At 30.2% G+C, this 23,879-nt stretch carries 18 protein-coding genes; 8 read left to right on the forward strand and 10 right to left on the reverse strand.

The window, feature by feature from the left end:
• The first annotated feature begins 30 nt into the window (after positions 1–30).
• The 3 genes from KTC94_RS07460 to KTC94_RS07470 are packed head-to-tail and all read left to right on the forward strand — an operon-like array spanning position 31 to position 3,782.
• The gene (locus KTC94_RS07460) at positions 31–549 is read left to right on the forward strand and encodes a chromate transporter (protein ID WP_220319941.1); all 519 of its coding nucleotides are present in this window, start codon (positions 31–33) and stop codon (positions 547–549) included.
• Complete coding sequence (locus KTC94_RS07465) at positions 550–1,074, forward strand: chromate transporter (RefSeq protein ID WP_165411523.1); 525 nt, start codon at positions 550–552, stop codon at positions 1,072–1,074.
• 44 nt (positions 1,075–1,118) lie between these two features.
• Complete coding sequence (locus KTC94_RS07470; RefSeq protein WP_220286426.1) at positions 1,119–3,782, forward strand: cation-translocating P-type ATPase; 2,664 nt, start codon at positions 1,119–1,121, stop codon at positions 3,780–3,782.
• A gap of 57 nt (positions 3,783–3,839) precedes the next feature.
• Here the strand turns inward: KTC94_RS07470 and KTC94_RS07475 are convergent, their stop codons facing one another.
• Positions 3,840–4,679, reverse strand: a complete 840-nt coding sequence (locus KTC94_RS07475) for a S1 RNA-binding domain-containing protein (RefSeq protein WP_220286427.1) — start codon at positions 4,677–4,679, stop codon at positions 3,840–3,842.
• Between the two features lie 164 nt (positions 4,680–4,843).
• Positions 4,844–5,374: a gamma carbonic anhydrase family protein gene (locus KTC94_RS07480; protein WP_220319940.1), complete on the reverse strand. Its 531-nt coding sequence runs from the start codon at positions 5,372–5,374 to the stop codon at positions 4,844–4,846.
• Positions 5,375–5,937: 563 nt separating this feature from the next.
• On the opposite strand from KTC94_RS07480, the gene KTC94_RS07485 reads away from it, so the two are divergent.
• On the forward strand, positions 5,938–8,970 hold the full coding sequence (locus KTC94_RS07485) for a vitamin B12-dependent ribonucleotide reductase (protein WP_220319939.1): 3,033 nt from the start codon (positions 5,938–5,940) through the stop codon (positions 8,968–8,970).
• Positions 8,971–9,088: 118 nt separating this feature from the next.
• Here KTC94_RS07485 and KTC94_RS07490 read toward each other — a convergent pair whose 3' ends face one another.
• Positions 9,089–9,475 (reverse strand): hypothetical protein, encoded by a 387-nt coding sequence (locus KTC94_RS07490; RefSeq protein ID WP_216302754.1) that lies wholly within the window; start codon positions 9,473–9,475, stop codon positions 9,089–9,091.
• Between the two features lie 322 nt (positions 9,476–9,797).
• Here KTC94_RS07490 and KTC94_RS07495 point away from each other — a divergent pair, with 322 nt between their 5' ends.
• A complete protein-coding gene (locus KTC94_RS07495; protein WP_165411517.1) occupies positions 9,798–10,019 on the forward strand; it encodes a DUF378 domain-containing protein in 222 nt (73 codons plus the stop codon).
• A gap of 123 nt (positions 10,020–10,142) precedes the next feature.
• Here KTC94_RS07495 and KTC94_RS07500 read toward each other — a convergent pair whose 3' ends face one another.
• Positions 10,143–10,862 (reverse strand): 1-acyl-sn-glycerol-3-phosphate acyltransferase, encoded by a 720-nt coding sequence (locus tag KTC94_RS07500; protein WP_220286430.1) that lies wholly within the window; start codon positions 10,860–10,862, stop codon positions 10,143–10,145.
• Positions 10,863–11,015: 153 nt separating this feature from the next.
• Between KTC94_RS07500 and KTC94_RS07505 the strand changes: the two genes are divergently transcribed.
• Positions 11,016–11,882 (forward strand): ComEC/Rec2 family competence protein, encoded by an 867-nt coding sequence (locus KTC94_RS07505; RefSeq protein WP_216302752.1) that lies wholly within the window; start codon positions 11,016–11,018, stop codon positions 11,880–11,882.
• A gap of 101 nt (positions 11,883–11,983) precedes the next feature.
• Here KTC94_RS07505 and KTC94_RS07510 read toward each other — a convergent pair whose 3' ends face one another.
• Positions 11,984–12,811 carry an undecaprenyl-diphosphate phosphatase gene (locus KTC94_RS07510; protein ID WP_220286431.1) on the reverse strand — a complete coding sequence of 276 codons (828 nt, stop codon included), beginning with the start codon at positions 12,809–12,811 and terminating at the stop codon, positions 11,984–11,986.
• A gap of 416 nt (positions 12,812–13,227) precedes the next feature.
• Positions 13,228–14,805 carry a phosphoenolpyruvate carboxykinase (ATP) gene (gene pckA / locus KTC94_RS07515; RefSeq protein ID WP_216302750.1) on the reverse strand — a complete coding sequence of 526 codons (1,578 nt, stop codon included), beginning with the start codon at positions 14,803–14,805 and terminating at the stop codon, positions 13,228–13,230.
• A 742-nt stretch (positions 14,806–15,547) separates the two neighbouring features.
• Here pckA and KTC94_RS07520 point away from each other — a divergent pair.
• On the forward strand, positions 15,548–16,906 hold the full coding sequence (locus tag KTC94_RS07520; RefSeq protein ID WP_220319938.1) for a Mur ligase family protein: 1,359 nt from the start codon (positions 15,548–15,550) through the stop codon (positions 16,904–16,906).
• Positions 16,907–16,937: 31 nt separating this feature from the next.
• The gene (locus KTC94_RS07525) at positions 16,938–17,663 is read left to right on the forward strand and encodes a type 1 glutamine amidotransferase (RefSeq protein ID WP_165411511.1); all 726 of its coding nucleotides are present in this window, start codon (positions 16,938–16,940) and stop codon (positions 17,661–17,663) included.
• A gap of 36 nt (positions 17,664–17,699) precedes the next feature.
• Here the strand turns inward: KTC94_RS07525 and KTC94_RS07530 are convergent, their stop codons facing one another.
• The 4 genes from KTC94_RS07530 to KTC94_RS07545 all read right to left on the reverse strand — a co-directional run bounded on the left by KTC94_RS07530 (position 17,700) and on the right by KTC94_RS07545 (position 23,868).
• Positions 17,700–18,995: a helix-turn-helix domain-containing protein gene (locus tag KTC94_RS07530; RefSeq protein WP_220286433.1), complete on the reverse strand. Its 1,296-nt coding sequence runs from the start codon at positions 18,993–18,995 to the stop codon at positions 17,700–17,702.
• A gap of 222 nt (positions 18,996–19,217) precedes the next feature.
• Entirely contained in the window at positions 19,218–20,516 is a 1,299-nt protein-coding gene (locus tag KTC94_RS07535; RefSeq protein WP_165411509.1) for a helix-turn-helix transcriptional regulator, read from the reverse strand.
• 263 nt (positions 20,517–20,779) lie between these two features.
• Positions 20,780–20,956 (reverse strand): YtxH domain-containing protein, encoded by a 177-nt coding sequence (locus KTC94_RS07540; RefSeq protein WP_165411508.1) that lies wholly within the window; start codon positions 20,954–20,956, stop codon positions 20,780–20,782.
• 179 nt (positions 20,957–21,135) lie between these two features.
• Entirely contained in the window at positions 21,136–23,868 is a 2,733-nt protein-coding gene (locus KTC94_RS07545; RefSeq protein ID WP_220319937.1) for an ATP-binding protein, read from the reverse strand.
• Between the last annotated feature and the right edge of the window lie 11 nt (positions 23,869–23,879).

Below are 23,879 nucleotides of genomic sequence, written 5' to 3' on the forward strand. Positions count from 1 at the left end.
GAGGTGAGAAAAACGAAAAGATTACTTAATATGTTTTGGACTTTCTTTAAAATTGGAGCTTTTACCTTTGGTGGAGGTTATGCAATGATACCACTCATTGAGACTGAAGTTGTAAGTAAAAAACAATGGCTTTCAAAAGAAGATTTCATGGATATAATTGTTGTTTCCCAAACTTTTCCTGGAGCTTTAGCAGTTAATAGTAGTATATTTATTGGTTATAGAATTAACGGCCTACTTGGCGCTATCATCGGGCTTCTAGGTGTGATTTTACCTTCATTTTTCATAATAATATGCATTGCAGTTTTCTTTATGCAATTTAGAGATTATTATTATGTTGATTTAGTTTTCAAAGGCATTTCGGCTGCAGTACCAGTTCTTATACTCATAGCTGTAGTAAGCTTATCCAAATCTTTAAAGAAAAGCTATGTAAATCTTATTATAATCTTAATTTCTATGGTAAGTATATTATTTTTTAATGTACACCCTGTTATAGTTATACTTTTATCTGGTTTATACGGGATTATATTTCTTGGAAAGAAGGTGAAGTAAATGTCTATTTTAATTAAAATTTACCTATCGTTCTTTAAAATAGGTGCCTTTAGCTTTGGTGGAGGCTATGCTATGCTTCCACTTATCGAAAGAGAAATTGTATCCACTAATAATTGGATTACCTTTAAAGAGTTTGTTGATATTATTGGTATATCACAAATGACTCCGGGACCTATAGCAATAAATTCAGCTACCTTTGTAGGTTATAAAGTTTCTGGAGTACTCGGTGCTATTTCTGCAACCCTAGGCGTAGTTTCATTTTCTTTTATCTTAGTTTCCATAGCTAATCACTATATTTTAAAATTTAAGGAATCCTATATAATGAAGGCCGCACTATCCGGTATGAGGCCTGCACTAATTGGCCTTATAATCTCTGTATTCTTATCCATGGGAAGGGAATCATATAAAGATATTAAAAGTATAATAATTGGAATTATAATTTTAGGAATATTATTAACTAATAAACTCCATCCAATTTTAGTAATAATAATTTCAGGAATATTAGGTATTGTATTTTATTTTTAATAAATTAAACGGTAACAACAAATACTATACACGAGGTGGTATTTATGTTTTTTAACAAAACTATAGAGGAAGTTCTAAAAGAATTAGGCTCCAATCCACTAACAGGACTTTCTCAAAAAGAAACAGCCCTAAAAAGAGAAAAATTCGGACTAAATGAGTTAGAAAGTAAAAAGCCTAAAACTTTAATATCTATGTTTTTTTCCCAATTAAATGATATTTTAATTTATATTTTAATTGCAGCTGCTGTAATTTCTGCCCTCCTTGGTGAAACAAGTGATGCAGTTATAATTGCTATTGTAATTGTTATTAATGCTACAGTCGGAATTATTCAAGAGTCAAAAGCTGAAAAAGCTCTTGATGCACTAAAAAAATTATCTACACCTAAGGCTGTAGTTAGACGCGATGGGCAGTTAAAAGAAATTCCATCTAACGAAGTTGTACCCGGTGATATTATTATTATTGACGCTGGAAGATACGTGCCTTGCGATTTACGGCTTATTGAAACTGCAAATTTAAAAATTGAAGAATCTACACTTACAGGAGAATCTGTGCCAGTAGATAAAGATGCATCCCTGGTCTTAACTGGTGATGATATTCCACTCGGCGATCAAAAGAATATGCTCTTCATGTCAACACTCGCAACTTATGGTAGAGGTATAGGCATTGCCGTATCTACTGGAATGAATACTCAGCTAGGTAAAATTGCTAAAATGCTAGATGAAAAAGTAGACGACCAGACCCCCTTTCAAAAAAAACTGGCTGAACTTGGAAAATACCTAGGAATAGGTGCGTTGTTTATATGTGCTCTTATGTTTATAGTAGGCGTTCTTCAAAAAAGAGATATTTTTGAAATGTTACTTACATCTATTAGTTTAGCAGTAGCTGCGATACCTGAGGGTCTTCCTGCAATAGTCACTATAGTACTTGCTATGGGCGTTCAAAAAATGATAAAGAAGAATGCAATTGTACGTAAATTACCCGCAGTTGAAACTTTAGGTTCAGTAAATATTATATGTTCAGACAAGACAGGAACATTAACTCAAAATAAAATGACTGTAACAAAATTCTATACAGATGGCCTCTTAGGTAATATAACCAATTTAAACATTAATGACAATGAGCATAAGCTCTTACTTGAGAATCTTATTTTATGTAATGATGCTACGTACTCTGAGGGTTCAAAAACAGGTGACCCAACTGAAATTGCTTTACTAGTAGCTGGGGTAACTTACAATATATTTAAAGACCATTTAGAAAAAATCCATAAAAGAATCGCTGAGATTCCTTTTGAATCAGATAGAAAATTAATGACTACTGTAAATAAATATGATAATGAATATTATGTAATGACAAAAGGGGCTATTGATAATCTCTTAAAACTATGTACTAAAGCCTGTATTAAAGGCAATATAATAGAAATTACTCCAGTCATAAAAAAAGAAATATTAGATGTGTCTAATAAAATGTCTGATGATGCTTTAAGAGTTCTAGGCGCAGCTTATAAAATTCTTCCAACATCTCATGTGGATATTGATTCTTTAGAAAGTGATTTAATACTTATTGGCCTGGTAGGTATGATAGATCCACCTAGACTGGAAGTTAAGGATTCTATTTCTGTGTGCACGAATTCCGGAATAAAAACTGTAATGATAACCGGCGATCACCAAAACACAGCTTTTGCTATAGCGAAAGACCTTAATATTACTAAAGATCCCCTAGCAGTTATGTCTGGCTCTGAGCTTGATAAACTTTCAGATGAAGAACTAAATAGTAAAATTGATAATATAAGGGTATTCGCAAGAGTGTCTCCAGAGCATAAAGTAAAAATTATAAATGCTCTTAAATCCAAAGGAAATATTGTATCAATGACTGGTGATGGAGTAAATGACGCGCCATCCCTGAAAATGGCAGATATAGGTGTAGCCATGGGTATAACAGGTACTGATGTAGCTAAAGGTGCTGCTGATATGATATTAATAGACGATAACTTTTCAACTATCGTTTCCGCTATAAAGGAAGGAAGAAATATCTTCACGAATATCAAGAAAACTGTAGTATTTCTTATTTCCTGTAATGTTGGAGAAATTATTGCTTTATTTCTTGCAATACTTTTAGGTTGGGCATCGCCACTTAGACCTATCCATATATTATGGGTTAACTTAATTACAGATACGCTTCCAGCTTTAGCTTTAGGTGTAGATCCTGGCGACCCCGACGTAATGAAGTATAAACCACGCAACCAAAAAGATGGTTTATTTAAAGGTTCAACATTAAGTTTACTTCTTAACGGATTGTTAATAGGTTTAGTAACTTTAGCAGCCTTTATAATAGGTGCAAAATATTATAGTGGCATAACTAACTTATTCCCACTATTCCCTCAAAACATTTCACAAGATGCTTTAAAACATGCACAAACTATGGCATTTGTAGTACTTAGTGTTTCTCAGCTTGTTCATTCTTTAAATATGAGAAATAATAAAAAATCCATATTCCAAATAGGTTTATTTTCAAACAAATATTTAATTGCAGCTATAGTTTTAGGTATACTGCTACAAGATTTGATAATAACTATTCCACCTCTAGCAAATGCTTTTAGTGTTCATGCTTTAAGTTTAGCAGATTGGGGTATCGTTACTATTTTAGCCTTAATGCCATTACTTTTTAATGAAATTGTAAAGATATTTAAACGTAGTTCATCTAAAATATAAATAGTAAAAGGCCGATGAGTTAACTCATCAGCCTTTTACTATTATAAATATATCTAATTACTTTAATCTAGTACCTTCTTCATCTTGATGGATTAGCCCATTTTTCATAAGTCCTCCTAATGCCCTTTTAAATGCATTTTTGCTTGTTTTAAAAACTTTCTTTATATCATCTGGAGAACTTTTATCATTGTATGGCATAAAGCCATCACTTTTATCTAAGTATTCTATTATTTGTTCCTCAACTACATCTCTTTCTTCTAGTCTTGGTTTTCTTGCTGTTACGTCCATTTTGCCATCTTCATAATATTTTTTCACTCGTACACTTAATCTATCTCCTGGTATTACACTCATATAATTCTCATTTCTTAGAATAACCGCCCTATAAATATCATCAATAGCTATCATTACTGTACCATTAGTCTGGATTCCGTATACTGTTCCTTCCACTTCCTCATCAATATCATATGAATCTGTATCGTATAAATATTTATCAATAAAAGTAGTGGCCGCTATTCTTCCAGTCTTATCTAAATATATATAAAAAAGATATTTTTTGCCTGTTTCTAATTTGTAATTTTCCTCCTTAAAAGGAACTAATACGTCTCTTTCTAAACCAATTTCTACAAAACTTCCTATTGCAGTCATGTCAATTACTTTAAGGTAGGCTAAATCACCAACCTTTGCAAGAGGTTTTTTTAAAGTTGAAATTAACCTATCACTTGAGTCCCTATATACGAAGGCTTCAACTTCATCATCAATATTAAGTGCTCTACCTAAAGTACTTTTCATTGGCAATAATATATCATCACTAGTGTTTTCAGTCTCTGCGCCCAAATAGTACCCAAATTCTGCTCGCCTAACTACTTTTAAATTATTAAATTCTCCTATTTTTATCATTTATTATCTCCTACCTTTTTTAAACTTTTGACCAATCTATATATTTGTTAAATTTATCAACATATTGTACTAAATATTTTCTATAAACATGTATTTATATTTCTGCTCATCTGTCACCTTTTCTATTCCATTTAATATTATCATTTTTCGCGCTCTATAACAATCTAAATTAAGGTATGGTCATTTATTTGTTTTGTATTATATTTCATTGAAAGCTCTACATAATGCTGAGCTGATTTTTTTAATCCTTCCTTTTCCTCTGTAGTTAGTTCGCGAATGACCTTTGCCGGCACTCCCATACAAAGAACCCCTGAGGGTATTTTCTTTCCTTGAGTAACTAAGCTACCAGCGCCAATTATAGTATACTCCCCTATTTCTGCTCCATTTAGTATAGTACTTCCCATTCCAATTAAAGCATAACTTGAAATTTTACAACCATGTATTATGGCATTATGTCCTATAGTTACATACTCTCCAATATTAACCGAAAATTCATCATCATTATGTACTGTACAATTGTCTTGAATATTTGTATAAGAACCTATAGACATGGAATTCATATCGCCTCTTAATACAGCTCCAAACCAAATACTACTGTACTCTCCTATAGACACATTTCCTATAACATCTGCACTGCAAGCAATATAAGAATGTTTATGTACATTAGGTATTTTTCCATCAAATTGATGTATCATAATTTCATCATCACCTCTTCCAAAATAATAAATACGTAAGTTTATTTCTACATATAATAAACTTTTAAGTCTATTATTTTACATAATAATAAACTTTTAGGTTTATTATTTTACATAATAATAAACTTTTAGGTCTATTATTTTACATAATAATAAACTTTTAGGTCTATTATTTTACATAATAATAAACTTTTAGGTCTATTATTTTACATAATAATAAATATTTAGATTTATTATTTTACATAATAATAAATATGTATTTATTATACTACTATATTATATAAATTTGCCGTTTATTCGTCATATTTTTGGTTAATATTTAATGTTGATTTTTATTTGATTCTATTATATAATACCATCTGTAGTTATAATTCTTTTTCTACTTACTACATATGGTGTTATACTAATATAACACATAATAATTAAACTAAATAATCAAGAAAATCTTTTAGTGTAGTAATATCAACCATACAGAAGTATGTTTTACATAATTTAGACTTAATCTTAATTATCATGCAACTAATAGGAGGTGAATATACTAGCTTTTTAAGCTAGTATTAATTATGGCGGAGATAAAAAATTTAATCAAACGATTTTATACAAAGGAATTAGAAAAAGATAAAACTATTACTGTTTTTGATTTGTTCAAATGGAAAAAGGTAAATGTTTTTTTAAAAGACCATAAAACAAATAAAGTGCTTTTAGATATGAAGGCTTTAGAATTTCCAGAGCATTACTCTCAAAATTCTTGCGATATTATTGCTTCAAAATATTTCAGAAAATCTGGTGTTAATAATAAGCAAGGTTATGAGGATAGTATGAAAATGGTAGCTCATAGACTTGTTAATTTTTGGTGTGAATCCTTGACTGATGAGACTATTATTAAATCTCAAGAGGAAAAAAGCATTATTTATGATGAATTAATATATGCATTTTTAAATCAAATGTTTGCACCAAATTCTCCTCAATGGTTTAATACGGGCCTTAACCTATCCTATGGTATAAAAGGCGAATCATTAGATAATTTTTATTACGATGAAAAAGAAAAAATGATAGTTAAAAGCGAAGATGCTTATACAAGGACTCAAGCTTCAGCTTGTTTCATTCTATCAATCCAAGATAAACTACTTGGCAATCATTCAATCTCTGAGCAGTATGTAACAGAGACTAAATTATTTAAAGGTGGCTCTGGCACCGGAACTAACTTCTCATCCATAAGAGGTATAGGTGAAAGCTTATCTAGTGGTGGAGTTTCATCAGGTCTTATGAGTTTTTTAAGAGGACTTGACAGAAATGCTGGAGCTATAAAATCTGGTGGAACTACAAGGCGTGCTGCTAAGATGCTATGCCTTGATATCAATCACCCTGAAATAATGGAGTTTATGACTTGGAAAGCTAAAGAAGAAGATAAAGTACGCGCTCTTACTAAAATGGGTTATGATGGTAGCTTTGAAGGAGAGGCTTATGAGACTGTATCTGGCCAAAATGGAAACAACTCCATAAGATTCTCAGATGAATTTATGATGAAAGTTGATACCTTATCGAAAAATCCTAATCAGACTATTACTCTTAAAGGGAGATGTGATTCCACAGTTGATGCAGACATAAGTGTTAAGACGCTATGGGATACCTTTAATACCGCTGCTTGGCAATGTGCTGATCCAGCGCCTCAATTTGATGACACCTTTAATGCATGGCATACTTGCCCCGGTGGAGAAGATGGAGTAGTTAATGCTAAACATAATAGAATTAATTCGACTAATCCTTGTGGAGAATATGCTTTTTTAGATGATACCTCTTGTAATTTAGCTTCTATTAATATTTATAAATTTTATGATGCTTTGACTAAAAAATTTGATGTAGATGGATATGTCCATCTAATAGGACTTACTCAATTAGTCCTTGAATCCTCCATTCATTGGGGCCAGTTTCCAACTGAAGATATAGCAAGGAAAAGTTATTTATTTAGAACCACAGGTCTTGGGCTTTCAAATTTAGCTTCTTTATTTATGGTAATGGGCTATGCCTATGACTCAGAAGATGCTAGAAATATAGCTGCAGCGCTAAGTGGAATAATGACTGCACAGGCTTATTATGTATCATCCCTACTTTCAAAAGAACTAGCTCCTTTTGAAAAATATGAAATCAACAAAAAACATATGCAAATAGTTATAAGGAATCATGCAAGAGCTGCTGGAGCTCTAAATAGTAACTATGAACATTTGAATTATGATCCTATAAAAGTTAACCATGATATTTTAGGTAATGATTCCCTAAGCAATATAAGTGAAACCTTAAAAAACTGTTGGTCAAAAGTACTAAGCAGTGGTGAAAAATATGGGTTTAGAAATGCTCAAGTTACAGTTCTAGCTCCTACTGGCACTATTTCTTTTGCAATGGATTGTGGTGCAACCTCAGTTGAACCATATTTCAGCCATTTTATTTATAAAAAATTATCTGGTGGTGGATTTATGACCATCGTAAACCCTGTAATTAAAGACTCATTGGATAACCTTGGATATTCCGAAAGTGAAACAAATGATATTCTTGATTATATTCTAAGAAAAGAAAAGGTTGATGAAAACGGCTTTGAATATGAAAAAATCATTGATGGAAAAATTGAGGGTGCTCCACATTTAAAGGTAGAACATTTGCCTATATTCGATACAGCAAACAAATGCGGTAGCGGAAAAAGATATATTTCATTTATGGGACATGTTCTCATGATGGCGGCAATAACCCCAATGATATCAGGTTCTATATCAAAGACTGTAAATCTACCTAAAAATGCTACCATAGAAGACTTTAAAGAAGTGATATTAAATTCTTGGAAGCTAGGCGTGAAAGGTATCTCCTTATATAGAGATGGTTCAAAAGCAAGTCAACCTTTAAACACTACTTTATCTGTTGACAAAGAACTGTTACTTGAGGATTTATCATACGAGGCTCTTTTAAAGAAAGCAAAGTCATTACAAGAAACTTCAAACCACTCCACAAGAGAAAAGCCAATTGGAATACGTTATGGAACTACTCATCCTGCTCAAATTGATGATGTAAAAGTCTATACTACGATAAATAGGCGCTCAAATGGAGAAATTTCTGAAATATATATAACTACAGATAGGGAAGGTACTATAATTACTGGATTATTGAATTCTCTTTCAAAGGCAATTTCAGTAATGCTTCAGCATCATGTACCTGCGCAAGCCATTTCTAAAATGCTTCGCGGACAAAAATTTGAACCTTATGGTTTTGTACAAAAGCATCCTTATATTAAATCTGTTTCTTCTATATCTGATTTAATTAGTAAGATTATTGATATAGAACTAGGAGATTATAGTAGATGTCAAATCAAACCTGAAAATTACGACAACGCTAATATACCTAAAAATCCACTAATGCCTGGTGAGACTGAAATTTCAACTGGCCTAGCAGACGCTGAGAATGTCCTCGCCCCTACTAACATAAGCACAGACACTATCCAAGGGGAAAGATTATACTCTGAAACCTGCTCTCATTGCTCAAGTACTAGGCTTGTTAGAAACGGTACTTGTAAAGTTTGCCTTGAATGTGGAACTACTACTGGATGTAGTTAGCTTCAACAAACCAAAATCTCACAATTATTTTGTGACAGTTAAAAAGTATTAAATATTATATATATATACACATTCAAAAGGAGTACAAATTCCCCATGGAAATTTGTACTCCTTTTTATTATTTTTTATTATTTTTATTCCTATTAGGTTTAGCCTTGGACCTAATTACTACATCGTCCTTCTTATCTTTTTTAGCATTAATATTTGCAGAACCTATGCTTGTTGAATTTTTTTTAAAAATATTCGAATTTTTTAAAAAACCTGATAAATCCGTAAACCATAAAATCATAATAGCAGATATTCCTGTCATTACATAGTAAGTTGCATGATTTATAATATTAGGCCATATGAGCACAGGAACCACATATATTGCAATAGCTAATAAAAGTACTATCCACTTGTTAATATTTAACTTATCTAGTACATAAGCTTTTAAAACATTATATATTACAAGAACAATAATTGCAAATGCAACAACGCTAAGTATTTGTATTAAGATATTCATATTTTATCCCTCCCTTTTTTATAGATAATGTTAACACTATCTTTCTATAAATAAATGTATACTATACATTATCAAACATATTTTAATATATATCAATAGCTTATGCATTAATTTATCTATTTATATTTGTATTTAAAAAAAGTTTATACCAAAATATCTGTGAGCAGTATTTAATAAGAACTGTACTTAATTATTTAACATATTATTAATAATCCACTATTAAATACATGGGGAAATTAAATATTTTTTTTTTAATATAGTAATAATTTTTTAAAAATTGTAAACAATAATACTAAGACTTATGAAAGAGGAGATGTTTACAATGAAAGCATTAGATGGTACTGCACTAGTATTAGTTATCATAGGCGCTATAAATTGGGGACTAATTGGATTTTTCAAATTTGACCTAGTATCAAGCTTATTTGGCACTGGAACAGCATTTACGAGAATTATTTTCGCTCTAGTAGGTTTATGCGGTCTATACTCTTTATCTTTCTTAGGAAGAGACAGAGCTAGCGACAGCGATAGAACTGAGGTTAAATAATTTTCAAATAAATATTTCTATACAATATAAAAGAAGCTGAAGTTTCAAATTCAGCTTCTTTTATATTACTTCAGCTTTAGGGCATTTAAATAAATAACAAGTAACCATATAAATCTATTTTTCCTAACGTTCCTTATTTAAATTATTTTGGATTATATTTTGTACTACCTCTGAAATTTTTACTTTTTCTTCCTTTGACATACCCTCAATATATATAGGTTTATCTATTATAAGCTTAGCATTTGTCTTTTTAATTTTCCCATTATTACCTTCCATCGCTTTATAAGTATCATAAAATGTTATAGGAACAATAGGTACCCCAGCCTTTATTGCTAGCCTCATACTACCTTTTTTAAACTCACCTAAGCTGTTACTTCTACTTCTCGTACCCTCTGGAAAAATAATCATAGAATATCCATTCTTTAAATTTTGAACACCTTCCGAAATTGCCTTCAAAGCTTCTCTTGGATTTTCCCTATCCATAAATACACAATGTATTTGCCTCATCCAATAGCTCATTATTGGTATTTTTTTCATTTCTTTTTTAGCAACTGCACCAGTAAGTCTATTCATATTAGATAATATTACTGGTGTATCAAAATTACTTTGGTGATTTCCCACAAAAACACAAGGCTCATTTGGTATATTTTCTTTTCCTACGACTGTTAAATTTAATCCTGCAACCCTAAGCACAAAATTAGACCACTTCGTAGCTACTTTGAATATATACACATCTGCCTCTTCTCTAGTTTTATGTTTTTTTATGCTATTAAATTTTATCTTCTCAAAGCTTTTACCGATCAAATTGATAATAAAACACAAATAAAAATATATAGTTCTCATATCACTGTTCCTTTCATTTTACGATTGAATTACAACTATAATTATACTAGTTTATAAGACTTATTTCAAATTTGTCCTTGGATATTGATATTTTTTTATATAATTGGATAAAATCATTTATATGCTTCAAATATTTCATAGGAGATTAATCATATGCCAAAGAAAACCTGGTTAAAATATATTTTACTTTGTACCGTCTTAGTTTTTATATCTGTCTGTGTAACTATATGTCATAAATCTACTATAAAAACTAACTTAAATTTAGAAAATAATATGGTTACTCATTTTATTGATGTAGGACAAGGTGATTGTATACTTGTTCAAGTAAATAATAAAAACTTACTAATTGACAGTGGCACCGTTGATTCAACTCAAAAGTTAATTAGATATCTAAAAAAAAATAATGTTAAAAAACTTGACTATGTAGTTGCAACTCATCCCCACGAAGACCACATAGGCGGTATGGCTAAAATAATTAAAACCTTCGATATAGATGAATTCTATGCCCCTAAAGTCATATCTTCCTCGCAGTCATTTGTTGATATGATCAATTCTCTAAGAAATAAAAATCTTAAAATAAAAGTATCCGCCCCTAATATATCTTTAGATTTAGGCCCTAATACAACATGCGTTATGCTATCACCTAATAAAACAAGTTATGAAAATACTAATAATTACTCCTGTACAATAAAGGTATCTTATAAAAATTCAACTTATTTATTTACAGGTGATATAGAGTCCCTAGCTGAGCAGGAACTACTAGACAATGGTTACAATTTAAAATCTCAGGTGCTTAAAGTAGCTCATCATGGCAGTAAGTCATCAACCTCACAAGAATTTCTAAATAAAGTTTCTCCAAAAATTGCTGTAATAAGTTGTGGAACTTACAACACTTATGGTCATCCAAATAAAGGAACCTTAGCTAAATTGAAAAAGATAAATTCTATTGTCTATAGAACTGATTTAGATAAAAATATTATACTTATAAGCGATGGCACGAACATAAATAAAAAAAACTAGTTACCTAGTTTTTTTATTTAAATCAAGAAAACATTAATTTAAATCTTCTTCGAATCTATGTAGCGAATCATGTAATGATCTAATTGCCATAATATTATTATTTATAATGAAATAGTACCAATTTTAATTAATAATAGCAAAACTACACCAACAATTATTCTATAAATAGCGAAAACCTTCATAGGTTTTTTCTTTAAATAAGAAACAAATTTTTCAACCACAATTAATGCAACTAAAAAGGCTGTTACAAATCCAATAACCAAAGTTATAATTTCTCCACTACTAAAATTCATTCCGCTTTTAAATAAAGTTAATGCTGTAGCTCCAACCATAGTTGGTATCGCTAAAAAGAAAGAAAACTCAGTTGCAGCAACTGTAGAAACGCCACAAATCCAACCTCCCATTATCGTCGATGCTGATCTTGACATACCTGGCCATAGTGCTAAGCATTGAAAAAAACCTATTTTAAATGATTGCTTAATACTTATTTTCTCTATACTTTCCGTTGTATACTTTTGCCTAAATCTACCTTCTATAATAATCATTAGAACTCCGCCAACTATTAACCCCACGGCTACAGTTCCTGAATTAAAAAGATATTTATCTATTTTATCATTTAGAACAAACCCAAAGACTGCAGCTGGTATAAATGCAACTATAATATTAGTCCAAAACTTAATACCTGAGGGTTTCCCTTGAAAAAATTCCACAACTGACTTCCATATTTTATTCCAATATAAAACTATAATTGCAAGAATAGCTCCTAATTGAATGACTACCTCAAATTGATTTGCAAATGCCCCTTTAAAATTTATAATATCTCCTACAATGATCATATGTCCAGTAGAGGAAATAGGAACAAATTCTGTTACCCCTTCTACTATAGCTATTATTATAGCTTTTAACACCAATATAACGTTTAAATTCATCTAATGTCTGCTCCCTTCTAAGCATAATTTATTATATTCTATTTGTATGTAGATATGTTTATTTTTCTATTAATAAATTGCATGATTTTTATTGAGTTCTCAAATTTATTATCATTATTATCTATAAGTTTATTTAGTCCATACTTTGTTTTAAATTTTGATAAGTTCTCATTTCGAGAATTCAATTAATAAAAATGAATAACTTAAATCCGTTCCAGCTTTAAGATTCTAAATAACTATACCTATTGTTATAATAGCAGAAATTAAAACCCTATAAAAAATACCATTCTTTCATTATTCCTCCTTATTCAAAATACCTATAGATACTCATATATTTAATGAGTATATCATATTTACACAAAAAATCACATAAAAACCCGTCGGATTATAATGCTTCTAGCCGTCGGGTTTTTATATTATTTATATATAGGTCCAGCTTTTTTTATGTTTTCTGCAACTCCTTTAAATTTGCTAAAGTTCTCAGCAAATTTGAATGCTAATTCTTTAGCTTTTAAAACATAATTTTCTTTATCTCCCCATGTATTTTGTGGATTCAACATTTTTGTTGGAACATTTGGCACCGCCACCGGTATATCTACTTTAAATATTGGATGTTCTTTATACTCAACATCCTTAAGCTTACCTTCAAGAGCAGCTTTTACCATAGCTTTCGTATATGATAGTTTCATTCTTGAACCTACCCCATATTCTCCTCCAATCCAACCTGTATTTACCAAAAACACTTCAGTGTCATATTTGTCTATTCTCTCACCTAAAAGCTTTGCATAAACTGAAGGGTTCATTAGCATAAAAGCTTCTCCAAAGCAAGATGAAAAAGTCGCTTTCGGTTCTGTAATCCCACGCTCTGTACCCGCAAGCTTACTTGTATATCCCGAAATAAAATGATACATTGCAGCTTCTTTTGAAAGTTTTGAAATTGGTGGAAGAACTCCAAAAGCATCTGCTGTTAAAAATATTATAGTGCTTGGTTGTCCACCAATTCCACTTAGTTCTGCATTTTCGATATATTCTATAGGATATGCGCCTCTGGTATTCTCTGTTAAGCTATCATCATCATAGTTAGGCATATTATTATCATCAAGCACGACATTTTCAAGCAATGCACCAAATTTTAATGCTGAGTAAATTTCACTTTCATTATTTTTATCTAATTTTATAGTTTTGGCATAGCATCCACCTTCAAAGTTAAATACTCCTTTATCACACCAACCATGTTCATCATCTCCGATAAGCTTTCTTTCTGGATCTGCCGACAATGTGGTTTTTCCTGTACCTGAAAGGCCAAAGAATACTGCTGTGTCTCCATTTTTACCTATATTGGAAGAACAGTGCATTGGGAATACGCCTTTCCCAGGCAATAAAAAATTCATTATTGAAAAAATTGATTTTTTAATTTCTCCTGCATACTGTGTTCCACCAATTAAAACAATTTTCTTATCAAAATTTATTATAATAAAAGCTTCAGAATTTACTCCATCTTCTGCTCCTTTTGCTTTAAATCCCGGAGCCGCAATTACTGTGAATTCAGCCTTATGATACTCAAGCATTGTTTTATCTGGTCTTCTAAATAATTGATTAGAAAGCAATGCCTCTGATGCAAATTCATTTACTACTCTAATAGGTAGTCTATATTCTTCCATAGCACCAACATAACCATCAAATACAAATATATCTTTATCACTTAAATATTTACACACTTGACTATACAAATTTTCAAAAATCCCCTCTTCAATTGGTAAATTTATATCGCCCCAATTTATTAATTCTTCAACACTTTCTTGTGAAACTATAAATCTATCCTTAGGCGATCTGCCTGTATATTTTCCTGTGTTTACAACCAATGCACCCGATTCTGATAAAGTGCCTTCTTCTCTTTGCAGCGCAAAACTTACTAGATCGGATACAGGTAAATTCCTGTATATTTTTTTTGATGTTCTTATATTTAAATAATTCAAGTTTTTTAAACAAACCACAATGTTACCCCCAATTACATAATATCATTATTTCTATATCTAATAATTTTAAAAATAATTAGTATATTTAACCTGCCTATAAAATTAGTTACTATAATAATATAGTACAACATTCCAACAAAAATGCAAGATAAAAATTGAAAAAAATTCTTTCGATGCTTTTTATGCATAAATTCCTTCATTATAGCAATTTATTATTGTTATAGATAACTAAATCTTATTAATATAAAAAAATGTTTTCGGCTTCTGTTACTAACAGTATTTGTTACAGTATGGAACCCCCACTTAAAGAGGTTTGAAACTTTCCTTCTGAAATGTCGTTAAATCTAACGTTTTGTGTGTTATAGTTATATTCTAATAAATGCATAACTAAAAATCCAAATTATTTAATTTTGAGTTACATTAATATGTTAGAGATTTATGCAAATATGTTATAATTATATATTGGCTTAAATATATAATTATTTATTTAACAATGGTGGGGTTGAGGCATTTTCTTAAAAGGATCACCTATAAGAATAATTAACAGAAAAAATGAAATAAGCTATTCATCTTTACTACTGACTTTTTTTATGAATTATACAAATGACTATTGCCCAACGCCTATAAATGGCTATGCTAAGCTAAATTTACTAAGTAGATTAAGTAACCTCTCCAAAGATTCACGTTTTAAAATAAGTGATGAGTTTTTCTATATAAATGTCAATAATAATAACTAAGTGCATAAGTACAATTAAAGGATGTGTTCAACATTAAAATTCAGTCGTTACTCAGTATATTAGTTTCAAAGTCTATTATGAAATTATCAAAATTTTTATTTCAAGGTGGCACAAATTTCCCCGGCAAAATTGCCTTAAAGCTTGATAAAAATATTTTAAAAACAATTGCTAATAATTATGAGGTTATACTCATAACCGGTACAAATGGAAAAACCACAACAACAAGCATGATTTACAGCATCGTAAAAGATAGCAATAAGCAAGTAATTACTAACAATACTGGAGCAAATATGTATACAGGAATAGTTGCGTGTTTTATTTCAAATTATTCTTTTAAAAAGTCTTGCGAGAAAAAAATAGCTGTTATAGAAGTAGATGAAGCCAATGTAAAGTTTGTAACTGAATATATATCTCCGCGTATAATTACTGTTACCAATTTATTCAGAGATCAACTGGACAGATATGGTGAGGTGTATACTACGCTCAAGAAGATACTAGAAGGTGTAGAAAAAGTTCCCACAGCGACACTTCTTCTTAATGGGGACGAATCTTTATTCGGAAACTTAAACCTCAAAAATGATATTGTATACTATGGTTTCGGTACTAAAGTTAATGATAACAACATTGTAGATATCAATGCTGATGCTAAATTTTGCACAATCTGCAAATCTCCTTATGAATATAATTTTATTACCTACAACCATCTAGGGGACTTCTATTGCAGCGGTTGTGGATATAAACGTCCAAAGCTTACATACTCTGTGGATAAAATTGTTGATTTAAACACCAGTGGTTCCACTGTTCATATTAATAATAAAGAGTATTACATAAACCAACCAGGTACTTATAATATTTATAATGCCCTATGTGCATATTCCGTAGCTAAGTTACTTGGCCTTGAAGATACCTCTATAGAGCACTCTCTTAAAACAGTAGCTAGTAGCTTTGGCAGACAAGAAACCCTTAATATTGAAGGCAAAGAGGTTAAAATAATATTAGTTAAAAATCCAGCTGGCTATGATGAAGCAGTAAACACTATTAATCTTGATAAACGGAAAATAAATTTATCGCTTCTGCTAAATGACAATTATGCTGATGGAAAAGATGTTTCATGGATTTGGGATGTTAATTTTGAACGTCTAACTAGCCTTAATATTAACAAAATTATGATATCAGGAATACGTTTGTATGATATGGCCATAAGACTTAAAGTAGCAGGTTTTACCTCAGAATCCTTCCTCTTATGCAAAAACGAAGAGTCCTTACTACATCAAATCAAAGCTTGCGATGGTGAAATAGTTTATATACTAGCTACCTATACTGCCATGATAAATTTAAGAAAATCTTTACACGCTAAAGGATACATAGATAAAATTTGGTAATATAAAAAATTTAAATTAGAAGGTGAATATTATGGAAATTAACATTTGTCATTTATATCCTGATTTATTGAATGTTTATGGGGATGTAGGAAATATTTTAATATTGAAACATAGAGCTGAACTGCGTGGCATTAAAGTAACCATTGTTAATATATCTATGGGCGATATTTTCAAAGTAGAGGATTATGATATTGTATTTTTTGGTGGAGGACAAGATTATGAGCAGGCCATAGTTTCCCCTGATTTAATAGAATTCAAAAAATCTGCTATAGAAGAATATATACAAAGTGGAAAAGTGTTTTTAGCCATTTGTGGTGGATATCAATTGCTTGGTAAATATTATACTACTCCTGAGGGCGTGCAGCTTGAGGGTCTTGGTATTTTAGATATTTACACTGAAGGCGGAGATAAACGTTTCATAGGCAACACAGTTATTCATAATGAAGCTTTTGATGAAACCTACGTAGGCTTTGAAAATCATTCTGGAAGAACCTACATTAACAACTTAAAGCCACTTGGCACAGTTGAAGTTGGCTATGGCAACAACGGAGAAGACGGTTATGAGGGCTGCGTTTACAAAAATACATTCTGTACTTATTTCCATGGCTCCCTTTTATCTAAAAATCCTGAGCTCGCAGACAGAATACTTACACTAGCATTAACTAATAAATATAATGAAGTAGCCTTAACTTCTTTAGATGATAGTTTAGAAATTAAAGCTAAACAATTTATAATAAATAGAGAAACTTCTAAATAAAATAAAAAAAGATGTAGGACTTGGATAATTCCAAACCTACATCTTTTTTTCTAATTGGACCGCTAAACTGAAATACTTTATAGAATCAGCTACATTACCAAGTTTATGATACATACTTCCCATTTCTAAGTAACGCGAATATATATTTTGCTTCGCACCGAATTTCAATAATGAATCTAAAGACAAGTTCATATACATCTCTGCATTAGATGCCTTTCCTTGTCTGTCAAGAATAATAGCTTTATAATAATAGCTTTTTTCAATTAATTTAATATCATCTAAATTAATTGCATAGTTTAACACTTCATCCGAAATAGACTGTGCGAACTCTATTACGTCATTTTTAATAAGCTCTTTAACGATATCTAGCATAAAGCTAACTAGTCCTCTCTTATCGCCCCTAGGATATACGCTTAAACCCTTATTGATATATTCAACTGCTCTATCTTTCATATTACAGTCGAACATTGTGGATCCATAATTAAAAATAGCTATTGCCTTACTAGAATTTTCATCTTTATACAGCTTATACGACTTTTTTTCATATTCTTGGAACTTACCATTGTTCACTCTTATAGATAGCATAGCCAACATATGATATATCTCGGCCGCTTTAAATTCTGTATCCACGTGCTTAAGTAAATCTAATAATCTTATTCCCACATGATAAGCGCGTTCAAAATTTCCAAGCATAATGTTACAGGCAGCCTCACTATAAGTTACCGTTATTATTTTTTTATAATTAGGCGTCTTGCTCGCTTTTAACCCTTTTCTCACATTACAATAATAGCTCGAGGCTTGAAGATAATCTTCTTTTATATATAAGCGTCTTGCCATGTCTATATAGTAAGTTAATTGATTATCCTCTATTGATGTTTTTAGGTGTAAATCATAATATTTTGAAGTAATTAATTGAGTCTTCTCAAAGTCTTTTTTATCTAAGTAAAAATTAAACAACATATGTATTAGTTCAATTGCTAAATCATAGTAATTATATTTTTCAGCAAACTTCAAATTATAAGATACTTTAGCTTCAAATGCATCATCATTGATATCATTTGTATCATTTACATGAATGACATTCATGTCATTCTGTTTCAACTCCTTAATGTTTTCCTCAATTTGATCAAACACATTTTCATTTAAATATTCAAGATCTATGTCCAATTTATTACTAATCAGTTCAAGTACCCAACGTTCCGCCATGACCTTGTTATTTTCTATACAGCTCATTTTAGACACTGAGATCTTGTCATCGCATATTTCTCTCAAGGTATATCCTTTGTATATTCTAGTCCTTTTTATTTTTTCTCCCGTTGATAATATTTCCATCCTCATCACCCATCCACAAGTCAAATAACTAATTTATGAAGCTAACCATAAAATAGCTTTACTTAAATCATCTTCTGAAATGTCGTTAAATCATCACCTGCGGTGCTGCAATATCAACGACTTCAGAAGGAGATTTATATTCCCACTAAAGTTTTTTCTTTGTTATAGTCCGTAACCCCCTCTTATAGAAGAGGGAGACTTTCCTTCTGAAATGTCGTTAAACTACTTAATTATTCCTAGTTTTTTAAATAACTCTACACCTTCGTTTAGGTATTTAGCTGCGTCCGTACCTCTACCGCCTTCAATATAGAACTTTCCAATCATTATAGATATCTCAGCGGCTTCCTTTATTTGCCCTTGTTCTTTCACAAAATTTAGTGCTTGTACTAAAGTGTTTTCTGCTTCATTCTTATTGTCTTCTAATAAATCGACCCTATATTTTAATAAATAGTAATGGCATAACTCTTTATAATTTCCATCTTCTATATATTCTATAATACGATCTAAAGCTTCCTTAGCTTCATTTACATACTTAAGCTTAATATAATTTTCACAAATATTTACTAAGGTATCTATTAACTTTAAGTCATTAGTCTTTTGCCTTATTTCCTTAGCTTTATTTAAATGTATAAATGATTCTTCCATGTTTTCAAACTCATAGAATAATCTTCCTAAATTGTTTTCTATATCTGACACATAACTTAAATTGTTAATTTCATAAAAAACTTTTAAAGTAATCTCTGAATATTTTATAGCATTCTTAATATCGCCTTTTTTATTATATTCATGTGCTAATAATAAAAGTGAATTAGCGTATTCTTTCTTATTATCTATTTGCTTAAACTTTTCTTGAGCTAAATATGAATATTCTATAGCCTTTTCTATATTTTCTAATTTGAAATAAGTAAACCCTATGTAATAATATATTTCACCTAATAAAAAATCATTTCCAATCTGGTTATCCGTAAAAACCTTTTCGGCTTGCTTAAAATAACTCGAAGCTGACTGATAACCCCTAAGTTCAAGTGTTATTTTCCCAAGCTTCAGAAAAGTTCCAATTATTTCTTCATAAGAGTTATTTTTGATGAATATAACATTTGAGGAAATGAAAGCCTGTTGAGCTGATGCGACCTCTTCCCTAGCCATATATATATCCCCTCTTAATGATAAATTTCTGGCTTTTCTATATTCCAATTTATATTTTTCAGAATAACATATAGATTTTTCGATATTTTGCTCCGCTTGTATTAAGTCACTATTTAGAATAAGTGCTTCAGCAATATTTTCATAAAATAAACATATTTTCTCAGCTTGAGCCTCTTCCGATTCCATTAGATATTCAACAGATGTATTTAAGGCATTTGCCAAATATTCTAATAAATCCATGCTGGGGTTAGACTTCCCAGATTCAACCAAACTAATTTGTCCAGGAGTTATTCTGCTTCCTGCAAGATCCTTTAATGTCATATTGAAATTTTTTCTTTTCCTCTTTATCTTTTCTCCTAAAGACAATATTTCCATAATCACTCTTCCTTTACAACATGGTAATATATATAAAATATTATTAATTTAAACAATCTTAGACAATTTTAATTCAATTATAACATAGTTTACCTATAAAATTAAAATTTTATGAACAATTCTTTGATTCTCATTAATAAAATTAAAAATTGTAAACTATACATTTATTTGTATATTTTGGAATTTTAATTCGTAATGATGATCTCAATTAAAAACTCCAAACTATATATTTATTAATATAGTTTGGAGTTTTCTAATTATGTTTATAAAATATAATCCTTCACGTTATCATACATATCTCCTGCCATATTCATTACCACTTTACCAGCTTTTTTAGCTCTTCTTTTTGTGCTCCTGTCCATATTAGGAATTAGCATTACACCTGCTGCTACTCCAATTATTGCCCCTGCTGTAATTGTTGATATAAATTTATTATGCATAAGTTACACATCCTTTCCTTCTTTAGTTTATTTACTCTTTATAGGATGTGCATTTTTCAAATAATTAATCTCTTTTTTTTAAACTTTATCTTTATATCTGACATTAAAAAAGCTAATAATTCACAAATATTAATGTCATAACTTAAAGTTTTTATAAATTTTCACAAAGTATAACGACATTACGAATAAATATCTGACAGTTCAACTTGTATACTTTCGTTTTTACTTCTCACATTGCTACTATATATCATATTTTCATGAAGTACCTTTTTTGAAGGAAGCAAAACTGTAAACTTACTTCCTTTGCCAAATTTACTTTCAACATATATATTGCCACCATGTAATCCTACAATCGACTTAACCAAACTTAAGCCAATACCTGTACCTTCTGCATTTCTTGATAGCGATTTATCTACCTGCTTAAATCTATCAAATATCATATCCAAGTGCTCTTCTTCAATACCAATACCATTATCCCTCACTGATATTTCTACATACTCGTTCATATCCTTAATGTCCACAAATATTTCATCACCTTCATCTGAAAATTTTATCGCATTTGATATAAGATTCAATGCTATTCTTTCTACCTTTTCTGTATCACAAGCAATAATTTTTTCTTCTATATCCGTATCGAAAATAATATTTAATCCTTTACTTTCAGTTAGTGCAGTTACAGACATAACTATTTCTTCTACAACTTCAACTATATTGTTATTTGATAGATTTAGTTTAAAGAATCCTGCTTCAATTTTTGATAAATCAACTATGTTATTAATAATTTTAGATAATCTATAGGAATTTTGCTTAATTGATTCAATGTATTTAATAATTGAATCCTTTTTCTCGTCCAGGGACCCACTATTGCAATACATATTAAATAACTGAGCTGTTGCAAATATAACATTTAGAGGTGTTTTAAGCTCATGTGATATGTTAACAAGAAATTCTCCCTGTAATTTCAATGCTTTTTCCATGATCATATTAGATTTTATTTCATTAGTAACATCTATTATTAAAATTAATATTTCTCTGACCTCTCCATTTAATTCAATCATGGGTTCAAAAATGATATTCCAATATACTTCGTTCCCATTTATTAAAAGATTTTTTTTATTCAAATACTTAATTTTCTTTTCTTTTAACACTTCACCAATACACTGGTAATATTCTCTTGTCTCTAATGTTTTAAATAACCCTTCAATCCCATTATTTTTTATTTGCTCCATTGATTTAACGGTAGGTCTGAGCAACTTAATTATACTAAATGCCTTTTTATTAATATCCACAATCTTTAAATCAGGACATGATAATCTGACAAGAGGTAAATCAAAAGTATTTACCATTCTGTTCAAAAATTCATATCGGCTTCTTATAGCTTCTTCATGCTTTAAATAGGTTGTCATATCTTTGCTGCAAATCACACCTAAAGTAAATTTCCCTTCGAGGTCATATATAGGCGTTCCACTAACATCTAATTGTAATGTTTTATAAGGAGACTTTACTATAAGTCTCATGTTTTTAAATTTTTCACCCCTCATAACTCTATGAGATGGAATATTTTCAGTCTCAATTTTTTCTCCAAAAGCATCATAAAACTCAGATGTTTTATACCCATCAACTATATTTTCCATGCAATTATAAGATTGGAAAAACATTTCCCTCGATGCTTTGTTAATTAATACATATCGTTCTTTATTGTCAAAAATAGCAATAGAATCAGATATATTTTCTATGATAGCTTCTAATTCCTTTTTCTGTTCTTCAATTTTTCTAGATTGTTTAATTGTTTCAGTAATATCATGAAAGCATGATACTATCATAGTTAACTCTCCACTCGCATTATAAATTGGAATTGAACTAATTTCAGCAAAATACTCTTTATTAGGATGGCATACGAATATCTTAATATTTTTTATTCTTTCGCCTCTTAATGCTCTAACTGAAGGAAAATTTTCAAATGGTATCTCCTTGCCTTTCATATCAAATGCTTTAGTGTTTTTATAAGCATCGCCTAGGGTAATTCCTATGTCTGATTGACAAACTAACCTCTTCGCTTCTGCATTCACCATTATAACTTCACCTTTATTATCTGCAAACATTACTCCCTCAGATAAATTTTCAATTACGCTAATTAACTGTATATTCTGTTGTTCTAATTGTTCTAACTTCTCCTTTTGCTGTTCTAATATCTTGTTTTGTCGTTTTATACTTTTATTTTTTAAAACCCTTTCAGTAATATCATTAGCGGTTACAAATCTGTATTTCATCTTTCTGTTTTCATATATAGGCATTTGCGTAGATTCCCAATAAGTTGTACCTCGTGCAAACTCATCAAATCTGACTTCATTTATATATCTGGTCTTTTGCGAAACAAGAACATTATTCCAAATAGCTTCAACTTGACTTCCTGCAAACCCTGTTAGAATTTCCTTAATAGATCTACCTATACTATTTTCTTCTTTATTAAAAGGTGAATCTAAAAGATTAAGATACGTCTGATTTGCTCTAAGCAGTATTAAATCGGGCAAACTGTAAACAGCTGCGCCCGATATCTCATCTACAAATATTTGTTCTACAAAAATGAGTTTTTCATCAAGTCTAGAATTTAATTCCTCAACAAAAGTATATTTTTTTATATTTGCCTCGGTATCATGAAAAAGAGATATATTTACTTCTCTTGCACTGAGGGATTTTGTGAATATATATCCCGAGTACTCACTGATTATACTATCAAGAAATATTTGTGAATTGATTTTAAGCATTTCCCCTATTTCTATAAGTGATTTACCTAACAATTCATCCAATGAATATCCTGTAAAATCAAGAAACCCTTGATTAACCTCTGTTAAAATACTCCCACTACAATAGAAATATGGTTCTATTATTCTGCTATTAAAAATATTTCCCAATGTATTCCTCC

The sequence above is a fragment of the Clostridium sp. CM028 genome (assembly GCF_030585565.1).
GTDB lineage: Bacteria > Bacillota > Clostridia > Clostridiales > Clostridiaceae > Clostridium_AD > Clostridium_AD estertheticum_B.

Bases quoted from the DNA above. Each gene is read 5' to 3' on its own strand.
- KTC94_RS07460 (WP_220319941.1), top strand. From the start codon at position 31: ATGTTTTGGACTTTCTTTAAAATTGGAGCTTTTACCTTTGGTGGAGGT.
- KTC94_RS07465 (WP_165411523.1), top strand. From the start codon at position 550: ATGTCTATTTTAATTAAAATTTACCTATCGTTCTTTAAAATAGGTGCC.
- KTC94_RS07470 (WP_220286426.1), top strand. From the start codon at position 1,119: ATGTTTTTTAACAAAACTATAGAGGAAGTTCTAAAAGAATTAGGCTCC.
- KTC94_RS07475 (WP_220286427.1), bottom strand. From the start codon at position 4,679: ATGATAAAAATAGGAGAATTTAATAATTTAAAAGTAGTTAGGCGAGCA.
- KTC94_RS07480 (WP_220319940.1), bottom strand. From the start codon at position 5,374: ATGATACATCAATTTGATGGAAAAATACCTAATGTACATAAACATTCT.
- KTC94_RS07485 (WP_220319939.1), top strand. From the start codon at position 5,938: ATGGCGGAGATAAAAAATTTAATCAAACGATTTTATACAAAGGAATTA.
- KTC94_RS07490 (WP_216302754.1), bottom strand. From the start codon at position 9,475: ATGAATATCTTAATACAAATACTTAGCGTTGTTGCATTTGCAATTATT.
- KTC94_RS07495 (WP_165411517.1), top strand. From the start codon at position 9,798: ATGAAAGCATTAGATGGTACTGCACTAGTATTAGTTATCATAGGCGCT.
- KTC94_RS07500 (WP_220286430.1), bottom strand. From the start codon at position 10,862: ATGAGAACTATATATTTTTATTTGTGTTTTATTATCAATTTGATCGGT.
- KTC94_RS07505 (WP_216302752.1), top strand. From the start codon at position 11,016: ATGCCAAAGAAAACCTGGTTAAAATATATTTTACTTTGTACCGTCTTA.
- KTC94_RS07510 (WP_220286431.1), bottom strand. From the start codon at position 12,811: ATGAATTTAAACGTTATATTGGTGTTAAAAGCTATAATAATAGCTATA.
- KTC94_RS07525 (WP_165411511.1), top strand. From the start codon at position 16,938: ATGGAAATTAACATTTGTCATTTATATCCTGATTTATTGAATGTTTAT.
- KTC94_RS07530 (WP_220286433.1), bottom strand. From the start codon at position 18,995: ATGGAAATATTATCAACGGGAGAAAAAATAAAAAGGACTAGAATATAC.
- KTC94_RS07535 (WP_165411509.1), bottom strand. From the start codon at position 20,516: ATGGAAATATTGTCTTTAGGAGAAAAGATAAAGAGGAAAAGAAAAAAT.
- KTC94_RS07540 (WP_165411508.1), bottom strand. From the start codon at position 20,956: ATGCATAATAAATTTATATCAACAATTACAGCAGGGGCAATAATTGGA.